The following is a 13,597-nucleotide window of genomic DNA, read 5'->3' on the forward strand; positions in this document are numbered from 1 at the left end:
ATTCCTGGACACATCACTCGGAGGGATTCGGCGTGTTGGCGACTTTCTTGAGCGCCGCGAGCGCATCACGCATCGCGGGACTGTTGGCGATGGCGGCAAGTTTCTGCGCATAGGCCGGGTCGGTGGCGTAGCCGCCGTTCACCAGCCCGCGCGCGAAACCAAGCACGTCCTCGCCGTGATTGAGGGCGCCGGCATAACGCGGGTTCTCCGCGATGAGCTGCGCGTAGTCGGCGAAAGACTCCGCCGGATTGCTGTAGGCCCGGAACTGGGCGCGCTTGCGCACCGCCACGCCATCCTCGAATTCCACCGTAGGCACGCTCACGCTCTCGCCGCCCCAACTGCTGCCGGCCTTCATGCCGAACAGGTTGTTGCTGCTGTTGCCGTTGGCGCGGGCAGGCATGTGCTGGCCCCACTGGGTTTCCAGCGCCGCCTGGGCCAATACCGCGCGCACCGACACGCCCAGCTTCTCGGCCGCCTTCTGCGCATGGGGCGCCAGCTGGCGCACGAAATCCTGCGCGTCCTGCGGCAGCCATTTCATCGCCTCGCTGCCCACCGCGCGCGCGGCCCCCGCCACCGAACGCAGGCGCTGGCGCCAGTCGTCATCCACCGAGGCCAGCGTGCCCTTGTCCACGCCGTTGCCATCCGCCGAGCCGCCGAGCTGGCGCGTCAGCATCTGCGCGATGCCCAGGCCATTGCCATGCTGCGACAGTTCGATGGAGAGCTGCTGGTCGAACATGTCGCGCCAGGCGTCGCCGCCCTGGCTGTCGAACAGCCCGTCGCCCTCGCTGGCATCGCGCATCGACTTGAGCATCATCTGGGTAAAGATCGATTCGAACTGCTTGGCCACCACCGGCAGCGCGGACTTGGCGTCGCTCTGTGCGCTCTGCCGCAGCGCGGCGAACCCGGACAGATCGGTCCAGGTGCTCACGCTCTTCATGGCATCGCCAGGCATCGCCATCAGATCACCACCAGTTCCGCATGCAGGGCACCGGCCTGCTTCAGGGCCTGCAGGATCGAGATGAGATCGCTTGGCGAGGCGCCCACCTGGTTCACCGCGCGCACGATGGTGTCCAGATTGGTGCCCGGGCCAAACTTGAACATGTGGCCGCCGTCTTCGCTGACCTGCACGTCGCTGTTGGGCACCACCACGGTCTGGCCACCCTTGCTGAACGGCCCCGGCTGGCTCACCTGCGGCTGCTCGCTGATGGTGACCTGGATGGAACCGTGCGCCACCGCCGCCGGGGTCACGCGAACCTCGGAACCGATCACCACGGTACCGGTGCGCGAGTTGACCACTACGCGGGCCGGCGCATCACCGGGCGTCACCTCGATGCCCTGGATCGCACCCAGCCACGCCACGCGCTGGCTCGGATCGACCGGACCGCGCACGCTTACCGAACCGCCATCGATCGCACTGGCGGTGCCGGCACCATAAGTACGGTTGACCGCCTCGGCGATGTGCGCGGCGGTGGTGAAATCGGGCGTATTGAGGTTGAGCACCAGGTCGCCACCGTTGGCGCCGAACGACGAGGCGACGCTGCGCTCCACCGTCGCGCCATTGGGCACGCGGCCGCTGGCCGAGATATTCACCTGCACGCTGGAACCGCTCTTGCCCTGCGCGCTGACACCGCCCACCACCACACTGCCCTGCGCCATGGCGTAGACGTTGCCGTCCGCACCGCGCAAAGGCGTCATCAGCAATTCGCCGCCACGGATGCTCTTGGCATTGCCGATCGACGCCACCGTGATGTCGATGACCTGGCCCGGCTTGGCGAACGGCGGCAACTGCGCCGTCACCGTCACCGCCGCGGCATTCTTCAACTGCGGGCGCGCGCTGGCCGGCACGGTGATGCCGAACTGCACCAGCATGTTTTCCAGGCTCTGCGTGGTGAACGGCGTCTGCGTGGTCTGGTCGCCGCTGCCATCCAGGCCTACCACCAGGCCGTAGCCGATCAGCTGGTTGCTGCGCACGCCGGCCACCTGGGCCAGGTCGCGGATCTTGTCGGCGTGGGCCGGATGGGTGATGGCGAACAAAGCGAATAGTGCGGAAGCAACAGCCCAACCCCTCCCTCGCCTGCCTGCAGGGGAGGGAGCAGTGCGGGGCTCGGCCCCTCCCTCCGCTGGCAGGGGGAGGCTGGAAGGGGGTAGCTCCACCCCAGCGCATGACATCAAACGTGCGATGAGCCCGTTCATCAGTAAGGCATCCACTTGGAGCTGAAGAAACGCGACAGCCAACCCTGCGTATTCGCATCGGCCAGCGAGCCCTTGCCGGTGTAGCCAATCTGCGCGTCGGCCACGCGCGTGGACGGCACGCTGTTGTCCTGCAGGATGTCCTGGGGACGCACGATGCCGGAAATGCGGATCAGCTCCTGCCCCTGGTTGATGGTGAGCATCTTCTCGCCACGCACCTGCAGGTTGCCGTTGGAAAGGCGCTGCGCCACGGTCACCGTGATCGAGCCGTTCAACTGGTTGCTCTGGCTGCTGTCGCCGCTGCCATCAAAGGCACGGTTGGCGTTGAGGTTGGTATCGGCGGTCTGCCCCGCCACCTTCAACGTATGCCCCAGGATGCTCGGCGCCGAGACCGTGCTGGCGTCCTTCTTGCTCGTGCTGGTGCTCGCCGTCTTCGAGGCCTGCGTGCTCTCCACCAGCGTGATGGTGAGGATGTCGCCCACGCGATGCGCGCGCGCATCGTTGAACAGTTCGATGCCCTGGTCGGCGTGGTAGATGGAGCCATCGGTCGGCGGCGCCGCGGTGGGCTCCACCGGCATGGTGGCCGCCCATTGCTGTTCGTCGTGCGCGGGCTGCGACATGCAGCCCGCCAGCGCGGCGAACGCGAGCGACACGGGGATTCGGGAAAGCAAGCGTAGGAACGACATGGGCGTGCTCACATCTTGTCGGTCAGGTCCTGCAGCATCTGGTCGGTGCTGCTGATCGCCTTGGAATTCATTTCGTAGGTGCGCTGCGTCTCGATCATGTTGACCATCTCGGCCACCACGTTGACGTTGGAGGACTCCAGCGAGCCCTGCATCAGCGAACCCATGCCGTTGAGCGACGGCTGCCCGGTCTGCGGCGCGCCGCTGGAGGCCGTCTCCACATAAAGGTTCTGGCCCACCGGCTGCAGGCCGGGCGGGTTGATGAAGTCGGCCAGCTGCAGCGTACCCAGCGTGGTCGGGTTGGCCGAGGCCGTGGTGGTTGCCGACACCGTGCCATCGCTGCCGATGGTCAGGCTCTGCACACTGGGCGGCACGGTGATGGCCGGGTCCAGCGGGTAGCCGTCGGCGGTGACGATCTGGCCGTTGGCATCGGTATGCAGCGAACCGTCGCGCGTGTACGCCACGCTGCCGTCCGGCATGCTCACCTGCAGGAAACCGCGGCCCTGGATCGCCACGTCGAGCGAGTTGCCGGTCTGCGTGATGCTGCCTTCGGTGAACAGCTTCTCGTTGCCCACCACGCGCACGCCGGTGCCCAGCATCAGGCCCGACGGCGACAGCGTCTGCTCGGTAGTCTGGCCGCCCGGTTGGCCCTTGTTCTGGTACATCATGTCCTGGAACGACGCGATCGAGCTCTTGAACGCGGTCGTGTTGGCGTTGGCCAGGTTGTTGGAAATCACATCCATGCGCGTCTGCTGCGCATCGAGGCCGGTCTTGGCGATCCACAAGGAAGAAAACATCGGTCACTCCATGAGAGGTCTGCTGGCTTAGCTGGACTGCAGCAGTTTGATGGCGGAATCGGCGTTGTCCTCGGAGGTCTTGATGGACTTCACCTGCATGTCGTACTGGCGCGACAACGCGATCATCTTCACCAGCTCGGCGGAAGGATTGACGTTGCTGCCTTCGAGCACGCCCGAGGCCAGCGTCACGGTATCGTCGGCAGCCGCGGTGCTGCCGTCGGCCATATGCATGAGGCCGTCCGCGCCCTGCACCAGCTGGCTCGCGTCGGGATTGACCAGCTGGATCTTGTCGATGGTGGAGACCGAATTGGGCCCCTGCCCCAGCGGCACCGTGGAGATGGTGCCGTCCGTACCGATGCTGATATCCGTGCTGGGCGTGATGGTGATGGGCCCCGAACTGCCCATCACCGCATTGCCGCGCGCGTCGGTGAGTTGCCCGTCCGCGGTCAGCTGCAGGTCGCCGGCGCGCGTGTAACCCACCGTACCGTCCTGCGATTGCACCGCGATCCAGCCCGGGCCGCGCACCGATATGTCGAGCGAGCGGCCCGTGGTGATCGACGAGCCCTGCGCGGCGCTCTGCCCGATGCCCTGCGTCACGGCGTTGATGCGCGATGGCGTGCCATCGCCCAGCACCGGTACGCTCTGGAAAGCGGAAAGCTCGCTCTTGAAGCCCGCCGTGGAAGCGTTGGCCAGGTTGTGGCTCACCGCATCCTGGGCGCGCATGATCTGCGTCGCCCCGGTCATTGCTACATAGACGGAACGGTCCATGGCGATCTATCAGTGACCAACCGCGTTGAACAACGTCGTCGCCAGCGTGTTGTCGGTGGACAGCACCTGCGCATTGGCCTGGTAGTCACGCTGCGCCTGGATCATGTCCACCAGCTGCGACGTGGTATCCGACGTGTTGGAACTTTCCAATGCGCCCGACTGGATGTTGCCGAACTGGCCCACGCCCGCCGTGCCCATCACCGCCGGGCCGGAGTTGGTGCTGGCCGCCCAGCTGGCGGTGCCGAGCTGGTTCAGGCCCTGCACATTGGCGAAGTTGGCGATGGCCACCTGGCCGATCTGCGCACTCTGGTTGTTGGAGTAATTGGCGGTGATGACGCCGTTGCCATCGATGGCCAGGCTCGACAAGGTGCCCGCCGGGAAACCGTTCTGCACGATCGTGCCGGGGGAATAGGCGGTGCCGTACTGCGTCGTGTTGGTCACGTTCAAGGACAGCGCCAGCGGGGACGAACCGTTGCCCAGCGTGACCGGATTGAAGTTCAGCACGCCATTGGACGGCGTCGTCAGCGCGCCACTGGTGTTGAATGCCATCTGCTGCGTGCCGGCGCTCTGGCCATCCACGTACAGGTTGGCGTTCCAGGTATTGGTGCCGGTCTTGACGTAATAGACGGTGCCCTGATGCGAACCGCCCTGCGAGTCGTACACCGTCACCGGCGTGGCGGCGTTGTAGCTGGTGGAATCGCTGGTGCTGAACGTATTGGTCGGCACCGTGGCGCTGGCCGGCAGATTCGAGGTCATGGTGACCGTCGAGGTGGCCGTGGCGTTGCTCTGCGCGGTGATCCAGCTGAAGTTGGTCAGCGTGCTGGTGTCGAAGCCACCGGCGCCATTGGGCGGATAGATCTGCAGCTTCGAACCATCGGGCGTGGTCACGTAGCCGTTCGAGTTCTGCTGGAAATCGCCTGCGCGCGTATAGGTGACGCCGCTGCCATTGTTGATGGCAAAGAAGCCATTGCCGCTGATCGCCAGGTCCAGGCTGTTGCCGGTGGTCTGGATGTCGCCCTGGGTGAACTGCTGCGCCACGTTCTGCAGATATGCGCCGCTGCCCACGGTGGTGGCGCTCAGATTCAGGCCGGAGACGGCATAGATGTCCGCGAACTCCGCGCGCGAACCCTTGAAGCCGGTGGTGTCGGCATTGGCGATGTTATTGGCGATGACGTTGAGATCGGACTGGGCCGCGTTGATGCCGCTGAGCGCCGTATTCAGAGCCATGATGGGTTCCTCGTGATGAGTGTGTGCGTGGAGCGTCAGAGAATCTGGGCGACCTGGCTGAGCGGGACACCGCCCACGCCGGACACCTGCAGGTAAGTACCCAGCGTGCTACCGCCATAACCCACGCCGGTGACCTTGCCGGCCACATAGGTGTCCAGCGACGTGCTGCCGCTGGTGGCCGCGAGCGTGTAGGTACCGGCGGTGACGGTGTTGCCGTTGTCGTCCTTGCCATCCCAGCTGAACTGCTGCAGGCCCGCGCTCTGGCTTCCCATCGGGATGGTGCGCACCACGTTGCCGCTGCCATCGAGCACCTGCACGCTGACACTGCCGGCCGTCGGCACATTGACCGCACCGGCCACGCTGTCACTGCCGTCGAAGGTGGCGGTGCTGGAAGGCACCATCACCGAGCGATTGACCAGGTTCGACGAGCTGAGCACCTGCGAGGTCTGCATGCCAGACGTCACACTGCTGCTGAACGTGTTCAGATCGGTATCGAGCTGCTGCGTCGCCGACAGCGTGCTGAACTGCGCCATCTGCGACACGAACTGCGAGTTGTCCACCGGGTTAGTGGGGTCCTGCGCCTGCAGCTGCGCCGTCATCAGCTTCAGGAAATCCGCCTGCGTCATCGTGCTCGACAGGGCCGAACTCACGCTCGAGCTGCCGGAACTGGAACTGGCGCTGCTCGAACTGGTGCTGCTGGTCGCGCTGTTGGTACTGGGAATCGTGGTCACGAATGGCTCCTCCCGGCTCACTTGCCGAGGTCGAGGGTCTTGAGCATCAGCTGCTTGGTGGTATTCATCGTCTCGACGTTGTTCTGGTACGAGCGCGAAGCGGAAATCATGTTGACCAGCTCATCGATGGGGTTGACGTTGCTGCCGTATACATAGCCATCGCCATCGGCCATCGGATTGCCCGGCTCGTAGCGGCTCTGCACATCGGCCTGGCTTTCGGTCACGCCCTTCACCTGCACGCCCACGGCGCTGTCGCTGTCGGCGCTTTTGGCGCTGCCCAGCGAACGCTGCACGGCGGCGAACAACGGCTCCTTGGCGCGATATGCCCCTTCGGGCGTACTCGACACACTGTCGGCATTGGCCAGGTTGCTGGCCACGGTATTGAGGCGCAGCGACTGCGCCGCCATGCCCGAACCGGCCACATCGAAAATCTTGAACATCGACATCAGCTCTGGCCTCCGGTGATGGCGGTGCGCAGCATGTGGATCTGCGCCGTGATGAACGACAGGCTGGCCTGGTAATGCACGCCATTGGCGGCAAAGCTGGCCTGCTCGGCCTGCGTGTCGACGGTGTTGCCATCCATCGTCGGCTGGCTGGGCACGCGATAGGCAAGCTGATCGGTGGCCTGCGCCTTCGGGTCGATCTGCCCCGGCTGGGTAATGCTGAGCGGCAGGCTATCGCTCTGCCCGCTGGCGCTGGACAGCGCCTTCTTGAAATCGATGTCGCGGGCGAGATAGCCCGGCGTGTCGGCATTGGCCAAGTTACTGGCCAGCACTTCACTACGGCGCTGCCAAAGGTCGAGCGCCTGGGTGTGCAAGCCGAACAGGTTGTCGTTTATCGAAGTCATGGCTCACTCCTGCGGTGATCGCCGCAGGAGGCTTTCAGCAAGTTGCGTGCCATGGGTTTTTGAAGGGGGCGCAGGGCGCGCCGTTATTGGGCTGCGAGGGTTTTGCCGGGGGTGCCTGGCGCACCGATGTCAGAAATCTGACGCGCTTCGTAGCGGCTTCTTGTCGCCGGAAAATGGACGCCTCTTTGGTCGTCATCCCTGCGGAAGCAGGGACCCAGTGACTTTCGCTTCTTCTTGGGCGTGGTTGCCAGGGTGCCGCTTACGCAGCGGGCGTTTCGATCGTCTGCCGACGCTCGAGTCACTTTTCTTTTGCTGGCCCACGCATGCGCAGGAGCGCATGCGAACGGCGAAGCCGGCCCGAAGGGCGAAGGGCAGGATGCCCGGAGTCAAAGAAAAGTAACCCAAAGAAAATGGCCGGAAGAGCTGGCAGCATTACGTTGGGAAAAGCCCGAGCGCTTGAGGTACTTCGCTGCGGGACAACCTCCGCCGCTACACAGCGGCTAGGCCATAACGCTGCGCAACGCGCCACCGCGCTGAGGACTTAAAGCGGCGCGCTTCGCGTCTTGGCTCCCTCTCCCCTCCGGGGAGAGGGTTGGGGTGAGGGGACCATCTAGCCTCGGTGGCGGTTATAACCATAGATACCGCCACCTTCGGGAGCTATAGCAACCCATCAACGCCGCCACACCGGCTTTAAGCCCTCTTCGCTATGGCGCGTTGCGTGGCGCTACGGCATCGCCGCTGTGTAGCGGCGAAGGCGTCCCGCAACGAGGCCCCAAAGACCGTTCCGGCTGGTATGCCACGCAACGCTACGAGCCTTGGCCTTTCAGGCCATTTCTCTGGGTTACTTCTCTTTGGGCCAGCAAAGAGAAGTGACTCGGCCTCCGGCAGGAGGTCGAAACGCCCGCCGCGTAGGCGGCACCCTGGCGACCACGCCAACAAAAGCGAAAGTCCCAGCCCCCCCCCGCTTTCGCGGGAATGACGAGCTTGAGCGCATCCCACAGGGGAAAAAAGCAAAAAGATCAGAACCGCTCAAAATGCTCCGGCATCAACTCCAACACCGTCTGCGCCAGCAGATCCGGCTGAAACTTCGCCACGAAACGATCCGCGCTCACCTCGCGCACCATCGCCTCATTGAAGATGCCGCTGATCGAACTATGCAGCACCACCTTCAACGGCCGTAGCGAAGGCGTCTCGCGAATCGCCCGGGTCAACGCGTACCCATCCATGCCCGGCATCTCGATGTCGGACACCACCAGGGTCACGCCCTCGCCTTCCGGCGCCTTCGCCAGTTCCTCCAGGCGCGCCAGTGCCTCGCGGCCGTCCTGGGCCACTACGCATTCCACGTCCATCTGGCGGAACAGGCCCACCAGCTGGTTGCGCGCCACCAGCGAATCGTCCACCACCATCACCCGGCGCGGCTGCAGGTCGTGCACGCGCGCCATGCGCTGCATCGGCGCGGACAGCTCGGTGCGCGTGGCATTGAGGCTGGCCAGCACGTGCTCCACGTCCACCACCGCCACCAGCGCGCCGTCCACGCGGGTCACCGCATTGACGCGCGTGCCAAAGCCCAGGGCCGGGGACGGCGCCGACAGCGATTCGCCTTCGCAGTGGACCAGGCGTTGCGGGTCGGCCACCAGGAAACCCTGCACGGACCGGCTGAACTCGGTGACCATCAGGTGCGCCGACGGATCGTCGCGCAACGACGGGTAGCCCAGCGCCACCGCCAGGTCGATCACCGGAATGGTCTGGCCGCGGTAGTCGCAGCTGCCGGCCACCAGCGAGTGGGCGTCGGGCATGCGCTCCATCGGCGGTCGGCGCATCACTTCGCGTACCTTGAACACATTGATGCCGAACTGCTGCTCATCGCCCATCCGGAACAGCAGCATGGCCACGCGGTTGTGCCCCGCCAGCCGGGTCTGCTGCTCCACCTTGTCCATCCACGTGCCGCTCATGCGTGCTCCTCGCCAGGCGGCCGTGCCGCAGGTTACCGCTGGCGTATCGGCACCGCGCCGGCGCGCTTGAGCCTGCCCCGGTCACAGCCGTGGCACGTCGCTTGCTTCTCAAGTTTCCGTGTTCCCCGCCGATGCGGGGACGAACCCTGCAGGAAGGAATGATTCACCCATGAGTCTGATCTGGAGCCAGCATCTCGCCGAGCTTGCGCGCGCCGCCGCCGCGGGCGACCAGGCACGGGTGGCGCAGCTATCTGCCCGCCATCCCCGTGCGGCACGGGCACTGGCACCCCTACTGGCCGCCGTCTCCAGCTCGCGGCCGCCGGCGGCGGTGGCGCTGCAGACGCTGGAGCAGCAAGGCCTGGTCCTGGCCTCCTCGCAGCAATTGGCGCGCGAGCAGGCGGCGATGCACCAATCCGCGCAGGAGAGCCGTGACGGCGTCGGCCGTTTGACGGACGGCAGTGCCGGGATCTCGACGTCGCTGCAGCAGGTCAGCACCGGGCTGGACTATGCGCGGCAGACCGGCGAAGCCAGCGAGCGCCACGTCAGCGAGCTCAATGGCCAGCTGCGCCTGCTGCGCACGGCCCTGTCGGCGATGAACCGCAACCAGAGCAAGCTCGCCGAACAGGTGGCGCAGATCCGCAAGCTCACCGGGGTGGTGCAGGAAATCGCCCACCAGACCAACCTGGTGGCCTTGAACGCCGCCATCGAGGCGGCGCGTGCGGGCGAGGCCGGCCGCGGCTTTGCCGTGGTGGCCGACGAAGTGAAGCAACTGGCCGAGAAGACCTCCCAGGCCACCGGCGAGATCGAACTGGTCACCGGCTCCATCGGCGAGTTCTCGTTGCAGTTGGACGGCGACGTACAGCAAGGCCTGCAGCGCCTGGAGCGCGCGCAGGGCGGCGTGACCCAGACCGAGGCCTCGCTGCAGGACAGCGGTGAAGCGCTGCGCCAGGTCGGTGAACGCATCACCGCCATGCACAAGAACCAGGACGCCCAGCACGCCCGCGCGGTAGCCGCGCAGGCTGCGCTGGGCGCGTGGCATCGACGCGCCGCCGAGGCCAGCCGACAGGCCGAGGCGCTGAGCCGCGCCGCCCTGCTGGCCCATCGTCTTGCGCTGGACTGGCTGGAAACCGAAAGCGGCACCGATCCGGCCAGCCTTAGCCTGACCGTGCGCGAAGCAGCCCAGGGCCTGCGCCAGGCGATGGAACTGGCCTTGCAGGAACCGGCGGCGCTCGACCGTCGCTGGTTCGACACCCAGGCATTGAACCGCACGCTGCATCGCCTGACCGCCGGCCGCGATGGCCACCCTGCCGCCAGCGCGCTCACCGCCGCCGGCGCGCGCCTGCGCGAACACGGCAGCAGCTTCGCCACTCTGCTGTGCGACGGCCAGCTCGACCAGGCCGGCCAGCTGGTGCAACAGCTGGAGACCGAGCGCGAGGCGCTGCTGGCTCAACTGAACGCGTTGCTGGCCGACCTATGACGCCACGCCCGTTGGTCGCGCTGCTGCTGTGCGCCTCGGCCTTGCCCGCGTTTGCCGCGGACGAGCCGGCGCAGGCTGCGCGCGCCACGGCCGAACGTTGGCTGCACGATCAATACGCCACCCCGGGCAGCCGCGTGGTGGCCCAGGCCGGCGCGCTGGACCCACGCCTCACGCTCCCCCCCTGTGGCGCGGCCTTGAACGCCAGCCTGATCGAAGGCACCCGCCTGACCCCGCGCATGACCGTGCAGGTGCATTGCCCCCAGCCCAACGGCTGGATGGTGCGCGTGCCGGTGGCGCTGCAGGTCTATCGCCAGGTGTTCGTGGTCTCGCGCCCCCTGCAGCGCGGCGACGGCATCCACCCCGACGACGTGCACAGCGAGGAACGCGACATCACCCGCCTGGGCTATGGCTATGTAAGCGACATGGGCGAGGTCGAAGGCCGCTCGCTGTCGCGCGCCCTGGCCGTAGGCAGCGTGCTCACCCCGGGTGCCCTGGGTGGGCGCAGCGCGGTACGCGCGGGCGACCAGGTACAGCTCGTGTCGCGCCTGGACGGCATCGAAGTGCGCGCCAGCGGCATCGCGCTGGGCAGCGGTGACAGCGGTTCGCGCCTGCGCGTGCGCAACGGCAGCTCGGGCAAGGTGGTCGACGCCATGGTCACCGCCCCCGGCGAGGTGCAGGCATTGCCATGACCATCTACCCTACGGACCACTAAAGTTTGCGGCCACCCGGCCGATCCTGTCGGTAACAGGGCCAAAACCGCATAGAGAACGGACCCCATGAACACCACCATTTCCAACCATGGCTTGCCCAAGCTTCCCCAGCCCCCCAGTGGCCAGGGCAGCGGTTCGGCGCAGAACGCCACCGGCGCGGCCGGCAGCGACGCCGCCGCCGGTACCTCGGGTGCGGACGACCGCGTGCAGCTGACCGACTCGGCGCGAGCCCTGCAACAGGCCTCCAGCACGAGCAGCGGCGCCACGGTCGACACCCAGAAGGTGGAACAGGTCCGCCAGGCCCTGGCCAACGGCACCTACAAGATCGACCCCAGCCGCATCGCCGACCGCATGCTGGCGCTGGACAGCCAGATCAGCGGCAAGTCATGAACACCTCACTGCAAGCCGAACTGGACCAAGCCCTGACGGCCACGGTCGGGGACATGCGGCTCGCAGTGGAGCAACTGGCCGATGCCCTGCAGGCCGAACGCACCGCGCTGGAAACGGCCGATGTGGATACCTTGAACCGCGCCGGCGCCGACAAGCATGCCCTGATGCTGCGGCTGGAACAGCTCGACGCCGAGCGCGTGCAGCTGAGCCAGGGCGCCCCCGAGGCCAGCCGCACGCTGGCGCCGATGTGGCAGCAGATACTGCAATCGCTGCGCGCATGCCAGCAGCTCAACCAGCGCAATGGATACCTCGTCGGCATCCGTCTGCAGCAGGTGCGCAAGGCGCTCGCCGTGCTGACCGGCAACGATGTCGAACCCAGCGTCTACGGCCGCGCCGGCGAACTGCGCACCAGCCTGCGCCCGCAGACATTGGCCGAGGTCTGAACCCGATGACGCGCGCGACCCTCGACGCGCTGCGCGTCCACCTGCAAACGGCAGTCGTCATCACACCCAATCACCGCCAACCGATCAACCGACCATGAGCGAAGCTGCGGCCCTCCCCTCTGCCCACGACGCATCCGGCGCCGGCGCCAGCGAGCAACCGCTGCCCGTCATCCGCCTGCCCATGCTGGATGCCAAGCGCGAACTGTTCGCCTACGAGATCGTGTTCCAGGACGAGACCGAGGACGAAGCCGCACTGATGCGCCGCGCGCTTGCCACCATCACCGATGGGGCGCTGGCCCGCCTGGTACGCGGCAACCGCACCTTCCTGCGGCTCACGCGCGACCTGTTGATGGAAGAAACCGACGTACTGCAGCATCAGCCGCGCTTCGGTGTGCTGCTGCAACCGGAAGCCGCCAGCGATCCCGCCCTGGTCGAACGTCTCACGCGCATGGCCCAGCGCGGCTGTCCGCTGATGCTCGATGCCGGCGCCACGGCGCTGGAATTCAACGCCGCGGTGGAGCCGCTGCTGAAGGTGGTGCAGTTCGTCCGCCTGGATGCCAGCAAGCTGGATTCGGCCACGCTGCGCTCGCGCAGCGAGTACCTGCACGCGCGCGGCACGCATGTGATCGCCGGCCACGTCGACGACCACGACACCTATCACCTGTGCGAAAAGTTGCCGTTGCAGGCGATCCAGGGCCGCTTCCTGCTCAAGCCCGAGCCGGTCGAAGTGCCCGTGCTTACCGCCAACCGCCTGAGCCTGCTGCGATTGATGAAGGCACTGCAGGAAGGCAATCCCGGTCCGGTCGAACTGGGCCAGATCGTGCGTGACGACGCCATCCTCAGCTACAAGCTGCTGGGCTGCGTCAACTCCGCCTACTTCGCCTTGCCGCGCCAGCTCAAGTCGGTGCAGCAGGCGGCGATCTTCTTTGGCGCCGCACGCATCCGCAACTGGATCTACACCATGGCGCTCAGCGGCGTGGGCGACCGTCCGCCGGAGCTGCTGCGCGCCGCGTTGATCCGCGCGCACATGTGCGAAAAGCTGGCGCAGCACATGCCGGCCGAACAGCGCGAGATGGCGTTCACCGCCGGCCTGTTCTCGCTGCTCGACACGCTGATGGAAGCGCCGATGGATTTCGTGCTGTGGCACCTGCCGCTGGCGCGCGAGATCAGCAGCGCACTGCTCGAAGGCAAGGGCCCGTTCGCGCCACTGCTGGAACAGATCTATGCCTGGGAAGCCGGCGACCTGCGCAGCGGCGAAGTGCAGCCGCAGGTGATCCGGCGCATGGCGGCGATCTACCTCGAAGCCACCCAGTGGGCCGACCACGTCTACGCGTTCGCCGACCAGCGTCCGAACTAAGCCTTATCCCTCTCCCCCTGGGGAG

General features: G+C 66.4%; 15 protein-coding genes. 5 read left to right on the forward strand and 10 right to left on the reverse strand.

Annotated features, from left to right (window positions below):
* Positions 1-13: 13 nt before the first annotated feature.
* From flgJ to MJ606_RS01595, 10 genes are all read right to left on the reverse strand, one after another.
* Positions 14-937 carry a flagellar assembly peptidoglycan hydrolase FlgJ gene (flgJ, locus tag MJ606_RS01550; protein WP_243047655.1) on the reverse strand — a complete coding sequence of 308 codons (924 nt, stop codon included), beginning with the start codon at positions 935-937 and terminating at the stop codon, positions 14-16.
* Between the two features lie 20 nt (positions 938-957).
* The gene (locus tag MJ606_RS01555; protein WP_243047656.1) at positions 958-2,034 is read right to left on the reverse strand and encodes a flagellar basal body P-ring protein FlgI; all 1,077 of its coding nucleotides are present in this window, start codon (positions 2,032-2,034) and stop codon (positions 958-960) included.
* Positions 2,035-2,192: 158 nt separating this feature from the next.
* On the reverse strand, positions 2,193-2,876 hold the full coding sequence (flgH, locus tag MJ606_RS01560; RefSeq protein ID WP_243047657.1) for a flagellar basal body L-ring protein FlgH: 684 nt from the start codon (positions 2,874-2,876) through the stop codon (positions 2,193-2,195).
* Between the two features lie 8 nt (positions 2,877-2,884).
* A complete protein-coding gene (flgG, locus tag MJ606_RS01565; protein ID WP_243047658.1) occupies positions 2,885-3,670 on the reverse strand; it encodes a flagellar basal-body rod protein FlgG in 786 nt (261 codons plus the stop codon).
* A 27-nt stretch (positions 3,671-3,697) separates the two neighbouring features.
* Positions 3,698-4,438 (reverse strand): flagellar basal-body rod protein FlgF, encoded by a 741-nt coding sequence (gene flgF, locus MJ606_RS01570; protein WP_243047659.1) that lies wholly within the window; start codon positions 4,436-4,438, stop codon positions 3,698-3,700.
* A gap of 9 nt (positions 4,439-4,447) precedes the next feature.
* Positions 4,448-5,665, reverse strand: coding sequence for a flagellar hook protein FlgE (gene flgE / locus MJ606_RS01575; protein WP_243047660.1), 1,218 nt, complete (start codon positions 5,663-5,665; stop codon positions 4,448-4,450).
* A gap of 35 nt (positions 5,666-5,700) precedes the next feature.
* Positions 5,701-6,396 (reverse strand): flagellar hook capping FlgD N-terminal domain-containing protein, encoded by a 696-nt coding sequence (locus MJ606_RS18365; RefSeq protein WP_243047661.1) that lies wholly within the window; start codon positions 6,394-6,396, stop codon positions 5,701-5,703.
* Positions 6,397-6,413: 17 nt separating this feature from the next.
* Complete coding sequence (flgC, locus tag MJ606_RS01585; protein WP_243047662.1) at positions 6,414-6,842, reverse strand: flagellar basal body rod protein FlgC; 429 nt, start codon at positions 6,840-6,842, stop codon at positions 6,414-6,416.
* Entirely contained in the window at positions 6,842-7,243 is a 402-nt protein-coding gene (gene flgB / locus MJ606_RS01590) for a flagellar basal body rod protein FlgB (protein ID WP_243047663.1), read from the reverse strand. The genes flgC and flgB overlap by 1 nt, the downstream gene beginning before the upstream one ends.
* 1,019 nt (positions 7,244-8,262) lie before the next feature.
* Entirely contained in the window at positions 8,263-9,195 is a 933-nt protein-coding gene (locus tag MJ606_RS01595; protein WP_243047664.1) for a chemotaxis protein, read from the reverse strand.
* A 169-nt stretch (positions 9,196-9,364) separates the two neighbouring features.
* Between MJ606_RS01595 and MJ606_RS01600 the strand changes: the two genes are divergently transcribed.
* The 5 genes from MJ606_RS01600 (at position 9,365) to MJ606_RS01620 (ending at position 13,572) form a co-directional block, all read left to right on the forward strand.
* On the forward strand, positions 9,365-10,672 hold the full coding sequence (locus MJ606_RS01600; RefSeq protein ID WP_243047665.1) for a methyl-accepting chemotaxis protein: 1,308 nt from the start codon (positions 9,365-9,367) through the stop codon (positions 10,670-10,672).
* Complete coding sequence (flgA, locus tag MJ606_RS01605) at positions 10,669-11,361, forward strand: flagellar basal body P-ring formation chaperone FlgA (protein WP_243047666.1); 693 nt, start codon at positions 10,669-10,671, stop codon at positions 11,359-11,361. The genes MJ606_RS01600 and flgA overlap by 4 nt, the downstream gene beginning before the upstream one ends.
* A gap of 87 nt (positions 11,362-11,448) precedes the next feature.
* Positions 11,449-11,772, forward strand: a complete 324-nt coding sequence (gene flgM, locus MJ606_RS01610; RefSeq protein ID WP_243047667.1) for a flagellar biosynthesis anti-sigma factor FlgM — start codon at positions 11,449-11,451, stop codon at positions 11,770-11,772.
* Positions 11,769-12,215, forward strand: a complete 447-nt coding sequence (locus MJ606_RS01615) for a flagellar protein FlgN (RefSeq protein ID WP_243047668.1) — start codon at positions 11,769-11,771, stop codon at positions 12,213-12,215. The genes flgM and MJ606_RS01615 overlap by 4 nt, the downstream gene beginning before the upstream one ends.
* 94 nt (positions 12,216-12,309) lie before the next feature.
* Positions 12,310-13,572: an HDOD domain-containing protein gene (locus tag MJ606_RS01620; protein ID WP_243047669.1), complete on the forward strand. Its 1,263-nt coding sequence runs from the start codon at positions 12,310-12,312 to the stop codon at positions 13,570-13,572.
* Positions 13,573-13,597: the final 25 nt, after the last annotated feature.

The sequence above is a fragment of the Dyella sp. RRB7 genome (assembly GCF_022761115.1).
Classification (GTDB): Bacteria; Pseudomonadota; Gammaproteobacteria; order Xanthomonadales; family Rhodanobacteraceae; genus Dyella.